21 protein-coding genes and 1 pseudogene are annotated in these 19,855 nt (G+C 58.1%); 4 read left to right on the top strand and 18 right to left on the bottom strand.

Annotated features, from left to right (window positions below; all coding sequences use genetic code 11):
- Nucleotides 1-5: 5 nt before the first annotated feature.
- From BN871_RS04045 to leuB, 7 genes and pseudogenes are all read right to left on the bottom strand, one after another.
- Nucleotides 6-1,286: an anti-sigma factor domain-containing protein gene (locus BN871_RS04045; protein ID WP_021878424.1), complete on the bottom strand. Its 1,281-nt coding sequence runs from the start codon at nucleotides 1,284-1,286 to the stop codon at nucleotides 6-8.
- A complete protein-coding gene (sigI, locus tag BN871_RS04040; protein ID WP_232312799.1) occupies nucleotides 1,283-2,098 on the bottom strand; it encodes an RNA polymerase sigma factor SigI in 816 nt (271 codons plus the stop codon). The genes BN871_RS04045 and sigI overlap by 4 nt, the downstream gene beginning before the upstream one ends.
- 117 nt (nucleotides 2,099-2,215) lie before the next feature.
- Nucleotides 2,216-2,642: pseudogene (locus BN871_RS04035) on the bottom strand (hypothetical protein).
- A 137-nt stretch (nucleotides 2,643-2,779) separates the two neighbouring features.
- Nucleotides 2,780-2,995 (bottom strand): hypothetical protein, encoded by a 216-nt coding sequence (locus BN871_RS04030; protein ID WP_021878421.1) that lies wholly within the window; start codon nucleotides 2,993-2,995, stop codon nucleotides 2,780-2,782.
- A gap of 23 nt (nucleotides 2,996-3,018) precedes the next feature.
- Entirely contained in the window at nucleotides 3,019-3,471 is a 453-nt protein-coding gene (locus BN871_RS04025) for a hypothetical protein (protein WP_048744720.1), read from the bottom strand.
- 213 nt (nucleotides 3,472-3,684) lie between these two features.
- Nucleotides 3,685-4,233: a peroxiredoxin gene (locus BN871_RS04020; RefSeq protein WP_021878419.1), complete on the bottom strand. Its 549-nt coding sequence runs from the start codon at nucleotides 4,231-4,233 to the stop codon at nucleotides 3,685-3,687.
- Nucleotides 4,234-4,427: 194 nt separating this feature from the next.
- Nucleotides 4,428-5,504: a 3-isopropylmalate dehydrogenase gene (gene leuB / locus BN871_RS04015; protein ID WP_048744718.1), complete on the bottom strand. Its 1,077-nt coding sequence runs from the start codon at nucleotides 5,502-5,504 to the stop codon at nucleotides 4,428-4,430.
- Nucleotides 5,505-5,720: 216 nt separating this feature from the next.
- On the opposite strand from leuB, the gene BN871_RS04010 reads away from it, so the two are divergent.
- Entirely contained in the window at nucleotides 5,721-6,296 is a 576-nt protein-coding gene (locus tag BN871_RS04010) for a GNAT family N-acetyltransferase (RefSeq protein WP_048744716.1), read from the top strand.
- Between the two features lie 231 nt (nucleotides 6,297-6,527).
- Here the strand turns inward: BN871_RS04010 and BN871_RS04005 are convergent, their stop codons facing one another.
- The 4 genes from BN871_RS04005 to ilvB form a co-directional block, all read right to left on the bottom strand.
- Nucleotides 6,528-8,072, bottom strand: coding sequence for a 2-isopropylmalate synthase (locus BN871_RS04005; protein ID WP_048744715.1), 1,545 nt, complete (start codon nucleotides 8,070-8,072; stop codon nucleotides 6,528-6,530).
- A 151-nt stretch (nucleotides 8,073-8,223) separates the two neighbouring features.
- Nucleotides 8,224-9,216, bottom strand: coding sequence for a ketol-acid reductoisomerase (gene ilvC, locus BN871_RS04000; RefSeq protein WP_048744713.1), 993 nt, complete (start codon nucleotides 9,214-9,216; stop codon nucleotides 8,224-8,226).
- Nucleotides 9,217-9,449: 233 nt separating this feature from the next.
- Nucleotides 9,450-9,941: an acetolactate synthase small subunit gene (gene ilvN, locus BN871_RS03995; RefSeq protein WP_021878412.1), complete on the bottom strand. Its 492-nt coding sequence runs from the start codon at nucleotides 9,939-9,941 to the stop codon at nucleotides 9,450-9,452.
- Nucleotides 9,938-11,686, bottom strand: coding sequence for a biosynthetic-type acetolactate synthase large subunit (gene ilvB / locus BN871_RS03990; RefSeq protein ID WP_048744711.1), 1,749 nt, complete (start codon nucleotides 11,684-11,686; stop codon nucleotides 9,938-9,940). The genes ilvN and ilvB overlap by 4 nt, the downstream gene beginning before the upstream one ends.
- Before the next feature lie 643 nt (nucleotides 11,687-12,329).
- Here ilvB and BN871_RS03985 point away from each other — a divergent pair.
- Nucleotides 12,330-12,788 (top strand): GNAT family N-acetyltransferase, encoded by a 459-nt coding sequence (locus BN871_RS03985; RefSeq protein ID WP_021878410.1) that lies wholly within the window; start codon nucleotides 12,330-12,332, stop codon nucleotides 12,786-12,788.
- A gap of 32 nt (nucleotides 12,789-12,820) precedes the next feature.
- Here the strand turns inward: BN871_RS03985 and BN871_RS03980 are convergent, their stop codons facing one another.
- The 5 genes from BN871_RS03980 to BN871_RS03960 all read right to left on the bottom strand — a co-directional run bounded on the left by BN871_RS03980 (nucleotide 12,821) and on the right by BN871_RS03960 (nucleotide 16,125).
- Entirely contained in the window at nucleotides 12,821-13,210 is a 390-nt protein-coding gene (locus tag BN871_RS03980; RefSeq protein ID WP_176587493.1) for a hypothetical protein, read from the bottom strand.
- Between the two features lie 231 nt (nucleotides 13,211-13,441).
- Nucleotides 13,442-13,801, bottom strand: coding sequence for a 50S ribosomal protein L20 (gene rplT, locus BN871_RS03975; protein WP_048744710.1), 360 nt, complete (start codon nucleotides 13,799-13,801; stop codon nucleotides 13,442-13,444).
- A 49-nt stretch (nucleotides 13,802-13,850) separates the two neighbouring features.
- A complete protein-coding gene (rpmI, locus tag BN871_RS03970) occupies nucleotides 13,851-14,051 on the bottom strand; it encodes a 50S ribosomal protein L35 (RefSeq protein WP_021881591.1) in 201 nt (66 codons plus the stop codon).
- A gap of 28 nt (nucleotides 14,052-14,079) precedes the next feature.
- Entirely contained in the window at nucleotides 14,080-14,643 is a 564-nt protein-coding gene (gene infC, locus BN871_RS03965) for a translation initiation factor IF-3 (protein WP_083436217.1), read from the bottom strand.
- A gap of 240 nt (nucleotides 14,644-14,883) precedes the next feature.
- The gene (locus BN871_RS03960; protein ID WP_048744758.1) at nucleotides 14,884-16,125 is read right to left on the bottom strand and encodes a glycosyltransferase family 2 protein; all 1,242 of its coding nucleotides are present in this window, start codon (nucleotides 16,123-16,125) and stop codon (nucleotides 14,884-14,886) included.
- A 608-nt stretch (nucleotides 16,126-16,733) separates the two neighbouring features.
- Between BN871_RS03960 and BN871_RS03955 the strand changes: the two genes are divergently transcribed.
- A complete protein-coding gene (locus BN871_RS03955) occupies nucleotides 16,734-17,303 on the top strand; it encodes a phosphatase PAP2 family protein (RefSeq protein WP_021881586.1) in 570 nt (189 codons plus the stop codon).
- Between the two features lie 97 nt (nucleotides 17,304-17,400).
- Here the strand turns inward: BN871_RS03955 and trmB are convergent, their stop codons facing one another.
- Both trmB and BN871_RS03945 read right to left on the bottom strand, forming a co-directional pair.
- Complete coding sequence (gene trmB, locus BN871_RS03950; RefSeq protein WP_048744707.1) at nucleotides 17,401-18,192, bottom strand: tRNA (guanosine(46)-N7)-methyltransferase TrmB; 792 nt, start codon at nucleotides 18,190-18,192, stop codon at nucleotides 17,401-17,403.
- Nucleotides 18,193-18,346: 154 nt separating this feature from the next.
- Nucleotides 18,347-18,541: a hypothetical protein gene (locus BN871_RS03945; RefSeq protein WP_048744705.1), complete on the bottom strand. Its 195-nt coding sequence runs from the start codon at nucleotides 18,539-18,541 to the stop codon at nucleotides 18,347-18,349.
- Nucleotides 18,542-18,856: 315 nt separating this feature from the next.
- On the opposite strand from BN871_RS03945, the gene BN871_RS03940 reads away from it, so the two are divergent.
- The coding region (locus tag BN871_RS03940) for a TIGR01212 family radical SAM protein (RefSeq protein WP_157060192.1) at nucleotides 18,857-19,855 on the top strand (999 nt) is incomplete at its 3' end.

Here is a 19,855-nt window from a genome sequence, read left to right as displayed (position 1 = left end):
CGGGGTCAATTCGGCTTGCGCTGTTCGTTATGGCCGCGCTGCTGTCCGGCATGCCTTTCCATTTCTTCATGACGGCGCTTCAAGGCTTCCTCAATCTCTGCTCTTCGTTTCTGCCATGCTTTGCGCGCCTTGTCATCCAGTTTTGCGCGTGCGGCTTCAGCTTTTTCCTTCAGCAGCTTTTCGGCCTCGAGGCGCTTCCGTTCCGGATCGCCGAACGATTCAGGCTCTCCGCCCTGCCAATGCCGATGCTCCGCCCGCTGTCTGGAATCGCGAATCCGCTCGGCGCCCGATCTGTCCCCTGCCCCGGCTGCATCCCGCTTGTAAGCCTTCGCTGACGGCTTGGGAGACGCTGACGGCTTGGGAGACGCTGACGGCTTGGCCGATTGCTGGCGGACGGCTGCGCCGGCAGGCCGCTCCTGGGGAGCTGGAGATGCCTTTCGTACGGGAGATGCGGGAGGAAGCGCGGTCGCAGCGACTTTCTTCTCGCGTTCAAGCTGCTCCTGCAGCTTCTCGCTGCCGATTTTTTGGCTGTCGCCGACCAAAGCGTCCACGCCTCCGTCCCAGGAGAGGACTTCCCGAATCGCCCCGCTGCGGAATTGATCCAGACTGACATTGTAGCCCTGGCTCTTGGCCAGCAGATACACCGTCATTCTGCCCGTGGACAAGCCTTTGGCGGCCGCCGCCTCCCGAACCGCCTCGGTGGATTCCAGCGAGGTGACATGGATTCCGGAAGCTTGGGCGGAACCGGCTGCGCTCAGCAGCGCCTGCTCGGCCTGCCGGCTCAGCTGCGCCACCGCATTGCCCGCTCCCGCATCCAGCTTGACTCCGGCCAGGATGACTTCCGCTCCGCCGCCGCTGCCCAGATAGGAAGATTCCGCCAGTCTCCGGGCCAGCAGCTCCATGACCTTTTCGGCGGGCAGCCCCTCGTATTGAAGTCCTTCCACGAACGGAAGGGCATCGTCGTTCATCGCCTCCAGCTTGCGCACGTTCAGTTCGCGGTCCACGCCGATTTCAAAGCTGGGATTCACATCCAGGCTGAGGTAAGCGACCACCGGGTGAGCCTCGGCCCGAGCCGCCCAGAAAGCAGGCAGGGCGATCAGAATCAGAATGACGGCGGCGGGAATGAGGCCCTTGGGCATTCTGAGCAGCTTCCGCTGTGCCGTAAGGACGATCTCTTGGCCGATTCTCTCGTCTCCGAGCCCCCTCACTTTCCGGAAGCCGCCTTCTTGCGTCAGCACGACCAGCTTGTTGCCTCTGGCCTCCATGACGATGCCTCTGCTGCTCACAGCCCTGTCCCTCCTGCCTTCTTCTCGATTTGCTCCTTGAGCGCTTCTATATGTATATAATGCTTCAAATAGGGGTACCGCCCGTGGACGAGCAGCGATACGGCGATCAAATATTTCCGGTTGCGCTCGATCGTCTTGCGCGACACGCCGGATAGTTCCGTAAGCTCCTTGACCGGCAGCCGCCGGGTAGCCAGCAGGACGCTGAACAAGCGGTCCTGCTTGGCCAGCTTCGCCGCGATTCCCTGCAGAAGAATCCGGGAATCCTCATGCTTCGGAGATGATTCCGCCAGATCCGCGAATCGGATTCCGTAGGCTGCCAGCTCAGCCGTGAATTCCATGATTTCCTGGCGCCTCTCCTCTGCTTCCTGATCCTGGTTGAAGCGGAGCACCGCCTGCCTGTTGAACGCGAGGGAATAAAACGTCTCCTCTTCTTCCTCCATTTGGAAGGAGCCGGCCGGCAGGGAGCGGATATGCCGCTGTTCCTTGCGGACATGATCGATAAGCCGCCGGCGGATGACCGTCTCGGCGAATCCCGCGAACGAACGGCCGGATTCCGGCGAGAACTGGCTGATCGCTTCATCGAAGGCGATCAGCGAAATGCTGAACTCGTCATCCCGGGAAGGATCGACATATCGCTTGCAGAATCGGCTTGTGACCTTCAGGATAAAGGGCCGGTAGTCGGCGATCAGGCGTTCCCGGGTTGTCCTGTCCCCATCCTGCGCTTGCTTGATCAGCCGGTTCAGCGAATCCGCCTTGTGCCCGGACTCCTCTTTGCGCCTGGCTGAAAGCCCAAGCCATCTTTTGAACAGCATCAGCAGCAAGGGCTGCACCTCGCTTTGTCTATATCATTCGGAGGCAACGCTCCGTTAATGGGAGTGGACGAAAATAAAAAATGCCTCCTGCATCCAGGAGGCATTGAATGGCATCGGTCAGCAGAATCCCTCGGAAGCCCGCTTGGCTTTGAGCTTGTTGCGGCGAAGATTCAAAATCGCCAGCCGCTTCTTCAGCTCTTCTTCCCATGCGTGGTCCCCGAGCTGCTTGGAAAAGCTCAGCAGGTCCAGAGCCATGTCGATCTGGCTGGCCACCACGTCCATCGGATCCTCATGATCGTGGTTGACACAGTTCTCGAAGATGGACTTTCCTTTCTGGTCCACGTAATCCTGGAAGTCGACTTCCGTCACTCCGTCGCCATGCGCATATTCAGCCAATATTTCATATTCGCTCTCTATCATATAATGAATATCCACACGATGGCAAACCGGGCAGAACAAAATAGGGACGTTATGGATGTGAGTCCGGTAATGCCTGAGCGTTGCCTTTGGTTCCAATCATGCTTGCTCCGCAGCAGAAACTCATGGTATTTCCCTCCTTGAACTGCCTTTGGCCTATACCTTCCTAGCTTCGGTTTCTTCGCAACAGGTATGGAAATTGTATTCGATGCGGCACCGCATCATTCCTGCGCCCTCTGCTGCTCCTTTGCCGCTGAATTCCGCTCAAAGCGGATTGGGCGGCGGGACTTCGGTCGGCGAATCCGGAATCGGTCCCGGTTCGGACGGCAAGTCCGGAATCTCCGGCACCGGCTGAGGGCCGGGTTGAATCTCCGGAGCGGAAGGCTCGGGCCGAATCTCCGGCTCCTTTGGCGGTTCGACTTCTGGCGAGGCCGGAGGGGCGATCTCCGGCTTGGGCTCTTCCCGGTTGTAGTCCGGCATGACAGTCATTCCTCCCTGTCCAATCATTCGTATTGGTTATCTTTAACCGCCTGGCGCCCGCCGGACGCAGCCTCGCTCAAAAAAGGCATCCGTTCCCTTTGGAGCTCGCGTATTTCCCTCGTAATAGCCCGCACGAGCTCCTCGATTTCTGCCGCTTCTTCCAGCCCGACGCTGATCGGAGCCGTGTCCATGATCGTCTTGTCCGCTCCGCCCTCCGGCAGCAGGACCGATTCATCCGATGCAGCCTTTTCAGCCGCCTTCAGCGCCTCTGCTCCCTCTCTCAAAGCGCCCAGCAGCTCCGAGGCCCTTTGGGTCAATTGCTCCACGCGGCGGGTTCTTTCATCTGCCGCTCCCATCAAATGCTCGGTTTTGGCCAGCATTTTCCTGACACGCTCCAAGCCGCTTCGAACCGCTTCGGCGCCATCCGCATGCCGAGCGGAATAGATGCCGGTCGGTTCGGCCGGTTCTGAATGCAAGCTGCCCGCCTCCTTCTGAGTACAAGGTCTATATAGAAAGACGTTGAAAAGGCCAAAGTGGATGTTCTGTCCTGTCTTCAACTATACTCAAATACCCTTTCGATATCCAGATTAACCCAGATGGGCGTTCTCCATAGCTGGAATGCCCGAGGCGGGTCGACAGCACGAACAAAAAAGCCAGGGCGTATGCCCTGGCTTGTCTGCTTGCGAAGGTCAGTTCGTGACGAGGTTCTTGTCGCCCGGCTTCCAGTTCATCGGGCAGAGACCGCCGGATTGGAGCGCTTGAAGGACGCGAAGCGTTTCTTCTACGCTGCGGCCTACGTCGTTGTGGTTGACGACTTGGTATTTCAGCTCGCCTTCCGGATCGATGATGAAGAGACCGCGCAGGGCAATGCCTTCCTCTTCGATCAGGACGCCGTAGTCGCGGGATACCTGCTTCGTGATATCGGCGGCGAGAGGGAAATTCAGCTTGCCCAAGCCGTTGTCGTTCTTAGGCGTGTTGATCCACGCCTTGTGGCTATGGATGCTGTCGATGGATACGCCGAGAATCTCGGTGTTAAGCTTCGTGAATTCGGAAGCCGCATCGCTCAGCGCAGTAATTTCAGTCGGGCATACAAAGGTGAAATCAAGCGGATAAAAGAAGAACACCAGCCATTTGCCGCGATAATCCGAAAGGGATACCTTGCCGAATTGCTGTCCTTGGCCGTCAACGGTCTCCATCGTGAAATCCGGAGCCGGGCGGCCGACCAAACGTTCTGCCATAGGTCTATTTCCTCCTCGACGCGTGAAGCGTGCAGTTTCTTGTCCTGTTCAAACAAGATGATATCATTCCATCCGAACGGAGTCAAAATCGGTTGAAAGGATGACTTGACCGAATAACAAGCTGGAATTCGGAATTCTTGACTCTATTCTGCAAGGCGGGCTTCAGTATTCGGGTTCCATTCGGAAAGGCGGGATCAGCGGATCGCTTCTACAATAAGCCGTCCCATTTCTTCCGTTCCGATCGCCTTGGATTTGTCCACAGCGATATCGCCTGTACGGTGGCCGGCATCGAGAACTTCCTTGACCGCGTCCTCTATCGCCTGCGCCGCGTCCGCATAGCCGAATGTCAGACGGAACATGAGCGCGACGGACAGAATGGTCGCGATCGGGTTGGAGATGCCTTGGCCAGCGATATCCGGCGCCGAGCCGTGGACCGGCTCGTACAGGCCGAAGCTGCCTTCGCCGAGGGAAGCGGAGCTCAGCATGCCGATGGAGCCCGTCAGCATGGCAGCCTCGTCGCTCAGGATATCCCCGAACATGTTCTCCGTCACGATGACGTCGAAGCTCGACGGACGGCGAAGCAGCTGCATGGCGCAGTTGTCGACGAGCACATGCTCAAGCTCCACCTCCGGATACTCCGGCGCGATCCGGTTCACGACCTCGCGCCAGAGGCGGGAAGTCTCCAGCACGTTGGCTTTGTCGACGGAGGCAAGCCGCTTGCCGCGCGTCATGGCGATGTCGAACGCCTGGCGCACGATGCGCTCCACCTCCTGCACGTTGTACACGCAGGTGTCGACCGCCTCTTGGCCATGCTCTCCCTCGCGGCGGAACTTCTCGCCGAAGTAGATGCCGCCCGTCAGCTCGCGCACGACGATCAGGTCGGTACCCTCCAGCACTTCCGGCTTCAAGGTCGAGGCATCCTTCAGGCAGTCGAACACTGTCGCCGGGCGGATGTTGGAGAAGAGCCCGAGCGCCTTGCGGATGCCGAGAAGCCCGGTTTCCGGACGGAGCTCCTTGGTGTTGTTGTCCCATTTCGGCCCGCCTACCGCGCCGAGCAGGACGGCATCCGCCTTCTGGCAAATTTCCAGCGTTTCCTGCGGAAGCGGAGTTCCTTTCTCGTCGATGGCGATTCCGCCGAACAGGCCATGCTCGAATTCAAAGCGGTATTCGTACAGCTCTTCGACTTTCTTGATCACCTTGATGGCTTCGCCGACGACTTCCGGTCCGATTCCGTCGCCCGCGATCACCGCGATTTTCTTTACCTCTGCCATAATGGACACGCTCCCGTCTTCTTCTCAACGATTGATAATCACTATCAACAGTTGTACCACATCGCGCTATAAGGCTCCAAGATAGGATAGCTATCGGTTTGATAGGCATAACCTATAGGTACCGTCAGCCGCCGACCTTCCCCCTTTGTCAGCGGCATTTGTTTCCAATTGTCTCTATCGGAAGTATAATCAGCTATAAAAAAGGCGGTCGAAACGATGAACCCGATCCTGATTGATTTCCCGACAAGCGTCGAGACGGAACGCCTCGTAATGAGGATGGCGCAGCAAGGAGACGGCCCGATGATGAGCGAGACGATCAACGCCTCCCTCGACGAGCTCAGAGCCTGGATGTCCTGGGCTCAGTCCCCTCATAGCGTCGAGCAGGCCGAGCTGAATTCGCGGGAATCGGCGATACGGTTCCTCAAGCGGGAGAAGCTCCGTTTTGTCGCCTTGGAGAAAGCAAGCGGGCAGATGGCGGCATGCGTCGGCCTTCATCATATCGACTGGAACGCCCGCGCATTCGAAATCGGGTACTGGGCGGACAGCCGCCGCGCCGGCAATGGGTACGTGACCGAAGCGGTAGCCGCCATATGCGGCTTCGCCTTCGTCCACCTGGAAGCACGCCGCCTGGAAATCCGCTGCGACAGACTCAATGCGCGGAGCCGGGCGATTCCGGAGAAGCTCGGCTTCCGCCTCGAAGGCATCCTGCAGCAGAGCGAGCTGTCGGCGGACAGGACCGAGTGGCGGGATATGTGCGTTTACGCGAAGCTGAAAGCGGACCCAAGCAGCTGACGCTAATTTTACAAGCAGCTCACGACTTATTTTCAAAAGAGCCTGCAGCTTATTTTCAAAAGAGCTTGCAGCTTATTTTCAAAAGAGCTTGCAGCTTGTTTTCAAAAGAGCCTGCAGCTTGTTTTTCAAAAGCAGCTGACAGCTCGATTTCATAAGCTTCTGAAGCCACGCGAAAAAAAGCGCCTGCCCCGATGGGCAGGCGCTTTTGGCCTTCATACCGTTCAGCAAACGTCAGATCAGGCTCATCCGGTCGCGGCGGCCCGGCGCCTTGCGCTTCTCGATAAGGCGGTTGAGCGCATCCGCGTAGGCGCGCGCGCTCGCTTCAAGAATGTCCGTGCTTACTCCCCGGCCTTGCGCCGACACGCCATCCTGCAGCAGCACGACATGGACCTCGCCGAGCGCGTCCTTGCCATGGGTAACCGACTTGATGGAGTAGTCCTCCAGCTCGACCGCTTCTCCGGTCACGAGGTCGATCGCGTTGAACAGCGCGTCGACAGAGCCGTTGCCCTCCGCCGTGCGCGTCTGCACGCCCTGCCCCTCGACCTTGATCGAGACCGTGCCCTTCGGCGTAGAGCGGTTGCCGTAATGGACCTCCACCGTCTCCAGGGCATAGATTTCCGGCGTGTCGACCAGCTTCTCCTCCAGCATCGCCAGCAGATCGTCGTCCGTCACGTTCTTCTTGCGGTCGGCGAGATCCTTGAACTTGGCGAAGGCCGCATTCAAGGCTTCGTCCTCCAGCTCGTAGCCGAGATCGATCAGCTTCTCCCGGAACGCATGGCGGCCGGAGTGCTTGCCCATGACGAGCTTCGATTCCTTCACGCCGATCGTATCGGGAGAAATAATCTCGTACGTCGTCTTCTCCTTCAGCATGCCGTCCTGATGGATGCCCGACTCATGCGCAAAAGCGTTCGCCCCGACGATCGCCTTGTTGCCCGGCACGACCATGCCGGTCAGCTTGCTGACCAGACGGCTGGTACGCGCGATTTCCTTGAGATGAAGCCCGGTCTTGGCGCCGTACAGCGCCGCTCTCGTCTCCAGCGCCAGCGCGACCTCTTCAATCGCCGTGTTGCCGGCGCGCTCGCCGATGCCATTGATTGTGCCCTCGATCTGGTCGGCTCCGTTGAGGATGGCAGCCAGAGCGTTCGCCGTCGCCATGCCGAGATCGTCATGGCAGTGGGCGCTGAGCTGGATGCCGTCGATGCCGGGTACGGTTTCCTTCAGCGTCTTGAAGATATGGCCGAACTCGGCCGGAGTCATATACCCGACCGTATCGGGGATGTTCACGACGGTAGCGCCCGCCTTGATCGCCATCTCGGTCACTTCGCACAGGAAATCCAGCTCCGTGCGGCCCGCATCCTCCGGCGAGAATTCAATCTTGGCGAAGCGCTGCTTCGCGTAGCGGATCGCTTTGTCCGCCGCCGCCAGCACCTGCTCCTTCTCCATCTTCAGCTTGTGCTTGCGGTGGATCGGCGAGGTCGCGAGAAAAATATGGATGCAAGGGTCGGCCGCGTCCTTGAGAGCTTCCCAGGCCGCGTCGATATCCTTTTCCACCGCGCGGGCAAGGCCGATGACCGTTGCCTGCTTGACTGCTGCGGCCACGGCCTGCACGGCGGCCAGATCCCCTGGCGACGCGGCCGGAAAACCTGCCTCGATGCGGTCCACGCCCAGCTTTTCGAGCTGAAGGGCGATTTCCACCTTTTCCTTGGTATTCAGGTTGACTCCGGGCGACTGCTCGCCATCGCGAAGCGTCGTATCGAAAATATAGATTTTGCGCACGCCGGCACCTCCGTTTCTTGAGTATATGCGGATTTAATCCATTGAAGCGGCGAACGCGCCTCTTTCCTTGGGGAAGAAGCGCGCGGCCTGTGGGAAGCGGACAAGTCCGCTTCTATGGATGCGCCTGCGGGGCGCTTCTGATGCTTGTTCCTTACTTCTTGATCCAGTGCATCAGCTCGCGAAGCTGCGCGCCTGTCTTCTCGATCGCATGCTCCGACTCGTTGCGGCGGGTAGCCGTAAGCATCGCGCGGCCGGATTTGTTCTCAAGGATGAAGTCGCGTGCGAATTTGCCCTGCTGGATGTCGGAAAGAACTTCCTTCATCGCTTTTTTCGTTTCGTCGGTCACGATGCGGGGACCGGTGACATAGTCGCCGTATTCGGCCGTGTTGGAGATGGAATCGCGCATGGACGCAAGGCCGCCTTCATACATCAGGTCGACGATCAGCTTCAGCTCGTGGAGACACTCGAAGTAAGCCATCTCCGGAGCGTAGCCGGCTTCAACGAGCGTTTCGAATCCGGCTTTGACCAGGGCGGAAGTACCGCCGCAGAGAACGGCTTGCTCGCCGAACAGGTCGGTCTCGGTCTCTTCGCGGAAGGAAGTCTCGAATACTCCGGCGCGCGTGCAGCCGATGCCCTTCGCGTAAGCAAGGCCGATTGCTTGAGCGTTGCCCGTAGCGTCCTGCTCGACCGCGATGAGTCCAGGAACGCCGAAGCCTTCCACGTACGTCCGGCGGACCATGTGGCCCGGGGATTTAGGAGCGACGAGCAGTACGTCGGTGTCCTTGCTCGGCACGATTTGGCCGAAGTGGACGTTGAAGCCGTGGGAGAACATGAGAGCCGCGCCTTTTTTGAGGTTGGGAGCGATCTCGTCGTTGTATACCTGGGCTTGCGTTTCGTCCGGCATCAGAATTTGGACAACGTCCGCCTTGCGGGTCGCGTCGGCCACGGATACGACTTCGAAGCCGTCATTGCGGGCTTTGTCGGCGGACTTGCCTTCGCGCAGGCCGATGACGACCTTGACGCCGCTGTCGCGCAGGTTCTGCGCCTGAGCGTGTCCTTGGCTGCCGTATCCGATTACTGCTACCGTTTTTCCTTGCAGAACACTGAGGTCCGCGTCGTTTTCGTAGAATAATTTAACTGCCATGATGAGATGATGCCTCCTTTGGATTGAAACCCCTTTGAGCGGGTGTTTAAAGAGATGACGCATTAAAGCTGGCTTTTGCTAAAGCTAGTTCATGCTTTGTCTCAGGTTCTCGCTGCTGCAGAAGCCAGAACTTGCTTTGTCGTCGATCTCCCTAAACTCCCGCTCAAAGTCGGCTTTATAGGTAGAAGTTATAGCATTATAGGCGCGTTGTCGAACTTATCAAAAAATTCAAACTAGAATCGGACAGCTCCGCGATTCATCGCGGTTACGCCGGTGCGGCTGAGCTCGCGGATGCCGTAAGGGCGCAGCAGCTCGATCATCGCGTCGATCTTGTCGGGTCCTCCGACGGCTTGAACGATGAGAGTGCTCGGTCCGATATCGACGACGGCAGCGCGGAATGTCTCGACCACTCCGAGAATTTCCGGTCTCGCGGACGGCTCGGCGGTGACCTTGATCAAGGCCAGCTCCCGCTCCACCATCGGATTGGCGCTCACATCGACGACCTTGATGACGTCGATCAGCTTATAGAGCTGCTTGGATACCTGCTCGAGGAGCTTGTCGTCTCCGCCGGTGACGATGACCATGCGTGACAGTCCGGCCTCTTCGCTGGCGCCTACCGTGATGCTTTCGATATTGAAGCCGCGGCGTCCGAACAATCCGGATACGCGCTGCAGCACTCCAGGCTGGTTGTTGACGAGTACGGCGATCGTGTATTTGCGGTTCATTGTTCATCCCCCATGAGCATGACGTCAATGGTGTTGCCCTGGGTTACCATCGGGAATACATTCTCATGCTTGCGGACAACGAATTCCACGACTGCAGGACCGGGATGCGCGAGCGCTTCTTTCCACGCCGCCTCGGCTTCTTCCTTGTTGGAAGCCCTGAAGCCTTTGACTCCGTATGCATCGGCCAGCTTGACGAAGTCCGGGCTGCCGGCGAGGTCGATATGGCTGTACCGGTTGTCGTAGAGAATTTCTTGCCACTGGCGGACCATTCCAAGCACCTGATTGTTGATGATGGCGACCTTGACCGGAATGTTGTTGATGGCGCAGATCGCGAGCTCCTGCGCGCACATCTGCATGCCGCCGTCTCCGTTGATGCTGACGACGACACGTTCGGGATTGGCCATCTGGGCGCCGATCGCGGAAGGGAATCCGAAGCCCATCGTGCCGAGACCTCCCGAGGTGACCCAGGAACGAGGCTTGTTGAAACGATAGTACTGGGCTGCCCACATTTGATGCTGGCCGACGTCGGTCGTCACGATTGCGTCGCCGTTCGTCGTATCGTGGATCATGCTGATGACCCATTGCGGCTTGAGCTCGGTGTCGGAATCCTGGTAGCGGAGCGGCTGCTCCGTTTTCCAAGCCTGGATCTGGGCTCTCCATGCATCCGCTTTGGCGGCATAGCCGACTTCTTCGTTGAGCAGGCCAAGCGTGATTTTCACATCGCCGACAATCGGAATGTCGGTCGGCACGTTTTTGCCGATTTCGGCCGGGTCGATATCGATGTGGACGATTTTGGCCTTCGGCGCAAAGCCGTCCAGCTTCATCGTCACCCGGTCATCGAAGCGCGCGCCGATATTGATCAGCAGGTCGCTCTCCTGAATAGCCTTGTTTGAAGCATAGGCTCCGTGCATGCCCGGCATGCCGACCCACAGGTCGTTGCCGCTCGGGAATCCGCCGAGGCCAAGAAGCGTCGTCGTGACCGGGATGCCGGTCTTCGTGACGAATTCCAGCAGCTCTTCATGCCCTCCGGAGTAAACCACTCCTCCGCCTGCCAGGATGAGCGGACGCTCCGCTTCGCCGATCGCCTTCGCCAGCTTGTCGAGCTGAGGCTTGCGAGGCGTCGTATTGGGGTTATAGCCTCTCAGGCTGACTTCGCCGCTCACCGGCTCGAACATGGTCATCGCGGCCGATACATCCTTCGGAATATCGATCAGCACCGGTCCTTTCCGGCCCGTGTTCGCGATGTGGAACGCTTCGTGAATGACACGCGGCAGCTCTTCGGCCGTCCGCACCAGGAAGCTGTGCTTCGTGATCGGCATGGTGATTCCCGTAATGTCCGCTTCCTGGAAAGCGTCCGTGCCGATGAGATTGGTCGCTACGTTGCCCGTGATGACGACGAGCGGCACGCTGTCCATGTAAGCTGTCGCGATTCCGGTGACGAGGTTCGTCGCCCCCGGTCCCGAAGTGGCGATGCACACCCCGACCTTGCCGGATGCCCTCGCATAACCGTCGGCCGCATGGATCGCTCCCTGCTCGTGCCGAGTGAGCACATGGTGGAAATCCGAGAACCCGTGCATGGCGTCGTAGATATACAATACCGCGCCGCCGGGATAACCGAATACACATTCCACGCCTTCGAGCACCAGGCTGCGGAGAAGAATTTCGGAGCCGCTGATCACTTCCGGCTTCCTCATTTTTTCCATGATTTCTTCCTTGGATTTCAGAGCCTCGCCCTGCATAACCATCATGTGTTCCTCCCTTCGTGAATGACGGCGGCGGTGTCGACGGTCCGCCTTCGTCTCCTTTCAAGTCCAATGACGCAAGCGTTGCGTTGCGCCGCCCGCTTACACGGTGAACGCAGCGCGGAAAACAAAAAAAGTCTTTCGCCCGCTATGCCGAAGCATAGGGACGAAAGACTGTATCTTCCGTGGTACCACCCAGGTTTGCTGCCGCATTTCGCAATGCGGAGCCTCATGAAGTAGAAAAGGGCGTGCACGCCTGATCATTCTACTTCGGCATTTTAACGCATGCCATGCGATTCTCCCTACTAAGACCGGTGTCTTTTCAGGAAAACAGCTCCGAGGTGAGCTCGTTGGAAAGGGATGCTGGCGGCGGTTGCAGCGGGATCCGTCGCTCTCTGTACAGTAGGGCCCTTAACACTTCGTCCTCATCATAGCCGATTGGGTATAAGCTTGAGACTTATTATAGGTCTGTCATTACCATCCGTCAATACCAAGTGTATGCACAAACGAGAAAAGTTATGTACAAGGCTCCTCAAGCTGCTGTTTCGCAACCTCGGGGGCCGCTGCATAGAATAAGGTTGCGGAAGCCGGGTTTCGATCGCCCGCGCCATCCAGCCTCGTCCAGCCAGAAGGGAAGACGGCTTGCGTGAAAACCTCCATCCACTACCGCCCGATGAACGAGCGCAAAGATCTCGATGGGCTTGTCCGCCTGATCCGCACGGAATTGCTGCCCTTGTCCTACAGCACCGAGACCGATGATCCGACCGTCATCCGTTCCTTGCCCGGACGATTCCGCGATGGGAGGACGATCGTCGCCGTCGCAGGCAAAAAAGGCGAGCCTGCGGGATTCGTCCACTACCAGTTCCTACAGGGCATTCTCCATATCGACATGCTGGCTGTCCATCGCGACTGCCGGAATGCCGGAGTCGGCGGCAGTCTGATGAAGCAAGCCGAAGCCGCGGGAGCTGCCGAGGGCTGTGTTCTCGCCCTCCTCTTCGTGGACGACGCCAATGATAAGGCGCGCCGGTTCTACGAACGCATAGGGTACGAACCGGTGCGCCATCATGAGAGCTACAAGGTGACCGAGCTGCTCAAGCCGCTATAGTCCTTGCACCGGCGGGCGAGGCAGCACAGCGCTTAGTAGAATCCTTTGCCGCCGCCGTATGGCGGGCAGCATCCGGGGCCGTACGGACCGGGGCCGCCAGGGCCGGGGCCGTACGGACCGTAAGGGCCGGGACCGCCGGGACCGCCGGGACCGTACGGACCGTACGGACCGGGACCGAATCCGCCTCCGAACCCTCCCCCCGCAAAGAAGGGAATGGTTCCGATCGCGAGCAGGTCGAACAGGACGAGAGGGAGAATGAATGCTCTCGTACCCGCCTTCTGTCCAGACTCTACGGGGCGGATATACAACCGGTCATTCGCGAATTTTTCCAGCTTTCCGCTGGCGACGGTTCCGTCCTTGCGCATGACATATACTTCTTTGCCCACCAGGGCGCGTACTTGTTCCTTGGAAATCGCAGACAACGCTATTCCTCCTTTCCCGTTCCTTTCAGCTTATTCAGGAAAGGAGCCCGACGCCTGTACAGATGTCTATGCCCCGGGCAAATTCGTGGAACGGCCTGCTGCCGGCTATGCGCCGGCTTCGCCTTTCTTCGCCGCAGCGCAGGTCGAAACGAGTGGATACCAGCAGAGGAGGAAACAAAAAAAAGAGCCGGCTGCCCGGGGATTCGCATCCCGGACAACCGGCTCTTTATATTAAGCGTTCAGCTTTTGCTTGGCAACGTCAGCCAGGCTGTTGAACGAACCGATGTCGTTCACGGCCAGGTCGGCAAGAACCTTGCGGTTCACTTCGACGCCGGCTTGCTTCAGGCCGAACATGAATTTGCTGTAGGAAAGGCCGTTAAGACGCGCAGCAGCGTTGATGCGCACGATCCACAGCTTGCGGAAGTCGCGTTTTACTTGGCGACGATCGCGGTAAGCGTAAAGCAGGGATTTGCCTACCTGCTCCTTTGCTGTTTTAAATAGACGGTGCTTGGAACCGAAGTAACCTTTTGCGAGCTTCAGAATCCGTTTGCGGCGACGGGCGCGAACGAATCCGCCTTTTACTCTTGCCATGATGATACCCTCCTGTAAGTTCTAATATCAATAAACCGGTAAAAATGGACTATTTCAGTTGAGCGAGGCCTTGAGCCAGACGACGAATGTCGCCCGCCGCCATGTTCGGCTGGGTAGCCAGAACGCGCTTCGCACGGCCGGATTTGTGGGAGAGAAGGTGATTACGGTAAGCTTTGTAGCGTTTAACTTTGCCAGTTCCCGTAATTTTGAAGCGGTCTTTCAGACTGCTATGAGTCTTCATCTTTGGCATGTCGATATCCTCCTTGAATTAATCTAGCTTAGTTGGTGTTCTTAGGTGCCAAAATCATGATCATGCTGCGTCCTTCCAGTTTCGGCACACGTTCGACGTTGACGATGTCGTTGACTTCCTTGAGCAGACGCTCCAGGATGCGCTGACCGACATCGGCATGCGCGATCTCGCGGCCGCGGAAGCGGACCGAGGCTTTGACCTTGTCGCCTTCGCCGAGGAACTTGATGACGTTGCGAAGCTTGGTCTGATAATCGTGCTCGTCGATGTTGGAGCGGAACCACACTTCCTTCAGATCAACCGTCTTCTGGTTTTTGCGGGCTTCCTTGTCCTTCTTCTGCTGCTCGTAACGGAACTTGCCATAGTCCATGATCCGGCATACCGGAGGCTTGGCCTGCGGGGCTACGTTGACGAGGTCCATGTTGGCGTCGATGGCCATCTGCAGGGCTTCGCGGAGCGGCTTGATGCCGAGCTGCTCGCTCTCGGGACCGACCAGGCGTACTTCACGTGCCCGGATATCGTCATTAATTTGATGATCTCTGCTAATAATCGTCCACCTCCGAATGGGATTGGTTCCAATGATGCCTTCAACCATAATAAAAAGCGGATCCGACAGATCGGACCCGCTTGACACTCCGTATGGGCGGATGCGCCTCTCGCAAGGAGAGCCATCCGGCTACAGGTATCGCCGACCAGCCGACAACTATCGGTCAGGTGAGAAGCGGGTGCTTCTGCTTATGCGAAAGATATTGGAAAACAACTTTGACTACTATATCATGCCCTGCAAGGCATGTCAACCACCATTCCAGATTGCATAAAGGCCAGCACCGAACAATCAGGAAGCCTGCTTGCTCTGCACTTCCTCCAGACGGATGACGCGCGTATGCTGCGTATGGCTCCACTGCTTGTTGTTCTGCGTGAAGAACGCATAGAACGTGATCGGCAGCCAGCTCAGCTGGAAGAAGATCATGGAGACGAGATGGGCATACATCTTGCCGGACTTGATGCCTTCCAGAGCCATGACGAGCGGGAACATCAGCGCAGCCGCGAGGAATGCGGCTCCAGCCGCCCAGACAGGCAGGTACGCGTAAATGGAAGTAAAGATGTTGTCGGCCGGAATGATGTTGTCGATCCAGATCAGCGCCGTGCCGACGAAGCCAAGGAACGTCGTGTAGGCAGAGATCGAATAGAGCGCCGCATCGAACTTGACGAAATTGCGTTCCTTGGTGCTTGCCCAGAGCAGCGGGAAGAAATAATGGCGGGCAACCGTGAAGTGCCCTTGCATCCAGCGGAGACGCTGGCGGGCCGAAGCCTTGAAGCTGACCGGCTTTTCGTCGTAAACCTTGGCGTCGTAGTTGAGCACCGGATGGACGCCCCGCTGAACGCAGCGCATGGAGAACTCAAGGTCCTCGACGAGGCTGGTGGCGCCCCATCCCATTTCTTTGAGCAGCGCGGTGTCGAACGTCATGCCCGTGCCGCCGAGGAAGTTGGCCATGCCGAGATTTTTACGGGACAGCTGCCAGAGGCGGTTGCAATACCAATACGTGATGCCGTACGAGGCTGTAACCCAGGAGTCATCGGGGTTTTTCGTATCGAGATAGCCCTGGATGACCTGATGGCCTTCGACGAGATCGTTGTTCATATGGGTCAGGAAATCCGTTTTGACGAGGTTGTCGGCATCGAACATGACGACAGCATCATACTGGCGCGGCATTGCCCACAGTTCCTTGAGCATCCACTCGATGGCGTAGCCTTTGCCCTTCAGCTGATTGTTGCGGCGCTCGCAGGCATGGACGCCCATGCTCCGGGCGATGTCCGCCGTGCCGTCCGTGCAGTTGTCGCAGATGACGAACACATCGTAAAGCTCTTTCGGGTAATCCAGGTTTTTCAAGTTCTCGATCAATGCGCCGACGACTTTCTCTTCGTTGTGCGCGGCAACCAGGACGGCAAACGATTTTTGCGGCTTGTGCTGGACGCGGTTCTTTTTCCTGCGGATGCCGAACAGCGCCAGAACGAACTGGTACACCCCGATAAAAGCAAGGAAAATCTGCAAAGCGATCATAACGGAATTAGCGATCATGCGAGTGTTGCCCCCTTGAGACCCCAATTTTAATATTCTCTCTGTACGTTCGGGCTCATTTTCTCTTTGTCGTTTTTTTGTCTGTGTCTGCTTTTTGTAATGTGTCTCTGTCTGTGTCAGCTTTTTGTAAAATGACCATTCTGATTTTCCACGGTTCCCCGCTCTTTGTCAAAAGCAGAAAAACGTTCCTAACGCCCCAAACAAACAAGAAAAACGCTTGCATCAGCCGCTAACGGGTAGGATACCCTTATTTGCGTGCCTTAACCGCCGTTCTCGTGCATTTGCTGGCGTTTTGATGCTTTCGTCCTTAACTACGACTGTCATGCGGGAAAAGTTCCGGACAAGCGACAGCAGGTCTTGTCGAAGCTGTGAACAACGGGGATCCCAAGTCCCACGCGGCCCGGACCTTCCTCCATCATTACCATCCCGACAATAGAATAAAACCTTTTCCGGGACACAAAAGCGTCTTCCATTAATAATTCTTAATCCTCTTCTAACAATCGAAGGATAAAATAAGTCCAGGCTAAGGATAAATAACGCCAGAGGTTGTTCCATTTGCGTCGGTGTAGGTTATCATAGGATAACGCCATTTTCGGGGAGGACGAATGCATGGGCGAAATTATCGGATGGCTCCGGACCAAGGAGCGGCGGCTGCTGTTGTGGCTCAACCGCGGACCTGCCGATGCCAGGCTGCGTGCGGTTACCGGCCGCTGGCTGTCGACCGTCACCCATATGGGCGGAGCCACGTTCACGCTGGCCTCCTCCGCCCTGCTCGTTCTGCTGGGCTCGGGCTCTTGGAGGCTCGCCGGCGTTCAGAGCCTGATCGCCGTCATCGCGAGCCATCTGCCCGTCGCGCTCGTCAAGCGCACGATGAAGAGGCTGCGGCCTTACCAGGCGCTCGAGGGGGTCCGTACCGGCAAGAGCCTCTGGAGGATTCATCCTTCCCTTCGGGACATACGACAGCCATATTCGCCTGGACGGTCCCTTTGCTGTATGCCGCAGCGTCGGGAGCCGCGTTCCCGCTTGCCCTGTTCGCCGGCCTTGCCATCGCCTGCTCGGTCGGCTGGTCGAGAATGTATCTCGGGCTCCATTATCCGTCGGATGTCGGGGCGGGCGCGCTGCTCGGCACGTTCACCGCTATGCTGGCGGTCGTATTCATAGGCAGCTCCATCTGAGCGCCGGATCAGACGAACAAAGGCTGTCCCTCCGGAACGCATTCCGGAGGGACAGCCTTTTCTCCTGAGTCAGGGCCTGCGGCCCTGACCGATACCGCTATTCGCTGCCGGTTCCGAGCGGAACGCCGGCCTTCTGCCTTGCTTTCTCGGCATCCTCGCGTTCCTTGGCGGCTTCGCGGCTGCGCCTCGCTTGCTTCTCCTCGCGGTAGGCGGCCAGCGCCTTGGCCCCGACGACGGCCTCGCAGCGGTGGATCGGCATTCCCTGCTTGATGAACTTGCCCTCGTACTCCGTCAGAACAAGGTCTTCGCGGACCTCGTCGCGGTGGAGATCCAGGGAGATGTTCCGCAGCTGCAGCTCGGTCTCCGCATAGCTGTTGAGCGAGAATTCGAACAGAAGGCGCGAGTCGGTCTTCTGATGGATTTCCCCATACTCGTTGAGAATGCTTGAGTATTGCTCCAGGAAGCGCGGATGCGTGAGGCGGCGGCGCGCATGCTTCGCTTTCGGCCAGGGATCGCTGAAATTCAGATAGATCCGCTCGATTTCGCCGGGCGCGAACATCTCGCCGATTCCCTCGATGTTCGCCCGGAGCAGGGCCAGGTTCGGCGGATAGCCTTCTTGTCCCGCTTCGGCGCGTGCCTCCAGAGCCTTCTCCGCCGCTCTTCGGATCAGCTCGTCATACATGTCGACGCCGATATAGTTGACCTCGGGATTCAGCACGCTGTGCCGGCTGATGAAGCGTCCCTTGCCCATTCCCAGCTCGATATGGATCGGCTTGTCGTTGCCGAAAAACTCATTCCACTTGCCCTTGAGGCCGGACGCGTCCAGCACGACCAGCTGCGGGAGCGCCTCAAGCTCCTCCCGGATTCCTTTTCTTCCACGTAAACGCATTGATCTATGCCATCCTCCACTGTCTCTTCTATGAACTATCTTATTGTGCCGAATCCGGAGAGCGTTGTAAAGGCGGCTGCTCCAAAAAATAAAAGCGGCTCCCGTGCCGGAAACCCGGCTTGGTGCCGCTCTGCGATCTGCCGGGCAAGCCGGCTTAATTAAGCAATTGGTACGGAATCGGCTGCTCCAGCTCGTACGTCTCGGACAAAACGGAATTCAGCTTCCTGCGCGCGTCGATTCCGAGCCTGCGGTCTCCGTGGAACCGGATCCCCGCCAGCGCCATCAGTTCCTTGACCGTCAGCTCAACCGTGACCTTCTCGTCCCCGTGGGGAATTTTGACTGTGCTCATTTCCATCACCTCATGGATTTTTTTACAGCGTTCCCTAATTGGCCGACGCTTATGAAAACCAGGGCTAAAGTAGGATTGGAGAGCTGAAAAACCCTTGATTTAACTGGCTTCTTTCCTTTTCAATTTAACACATCATGTAAGGTATTGCAAGCCTAAATTAACCGCTTTCAAAATCTTTTCTGCCAGCTTCTTCCTTGCGCCCGGATTACTTCCGGACCATGGCTTTCACGAGAGATTTCATCTAAAATAGAACGTATGCGCAAGGCGGTGTTGTTCAGCCGCCTGATTCCGGCGCACAGCAAGGAAGGAGCAAGCATGGATCCACTGCATTCAACGCCGCTGTCCCCTTCCCCGATGGTATGGGGAGACAAGCGGTTCCATACATGGAACTACGAGATGAGAGACCATTTTGGCGGCAAGATCTTCAAGGTCATGCTCGATGCCGGCTTCACTTGCCCGAACCGCGACGGCACGATCGCCACCGGCGGCTGCACGTTCTGCAGCGCGCGGGGCTCGGGCGACTTCGCGGGCAAGCGGCGCGACGATCTGGAGGTGCAGTTCGCCGCCATCCGGGACCGCCAGCACAAGAAATGGCCGGACGCCCGCTATATCGGCTACTTCCAGGCCTATACGAACACGTACGCGCCTGTCGAGGAGCTGCGGGACTATTACGAGACGATTCTCGCCCAGCCCGGCGTCGTCGGACTGTCGATCGCAACCCGGCCGGACTGCCTGCCGGATGACGTCGTCGATTACCTCGCCGAGCTGAACGACCGCACCTATCTGTGGGTCGAGATGGGGCTGCAGACGATTCACGAATCGACTTCAGACCTTATCAACCGCGCCCACGACACGGCCTGCTACCTCGATGCGGTGGCGAGGCTGCGGGCGCGCGGAATCCGTGTATGCGCCCATATTATCTACGGGCTTCCGCAGGAAACCCATGAAATGATGCTCGCCACCGGACGCGCGGTCGCTGCCATGGACGTGCAGGGAATCAAGATCCATCTTCTTCACCTGATGCGCAAGACGCCGATGGTGAAGCAGTACGAGGCCGGCCTCCTCCGGTTTCTGGAGATGGACGAGTACGTCAATCTTGTCGTCGACACGCTGGAATTCCTCCCCCCGGAGATGATCGTTCACCGGCTGACCGGAGACGCTCCGCGCGACCTGCTGATCGGGCCGACCTGGAGCCTCAAGAAATGGGAGGTGCTGAACGCCTTCGACGACGAGCTGAAGCGCCGGGACACCTGGCAGGGCCGTCTTTGGCAGCCGGAAGCGGCGGTGCCGCTCGTGGCGGCCGCAGCGGCGGGA

The sequence above is a fragment of the Paenibacillus sp. P22 genome (assembly GCF_000469945.2).
Taxonomy (GTDB): Bacteria; Bacillota; Bacilli; order Paenibacillales; family Paenibacillaceae; genus Paenibacillus_O; species Paenibacillus_O humicus.
Note: the sequence above shows the minus strand (reverse complement) of the source record. Positions and strands in the feature narration are given on the sequence as shown.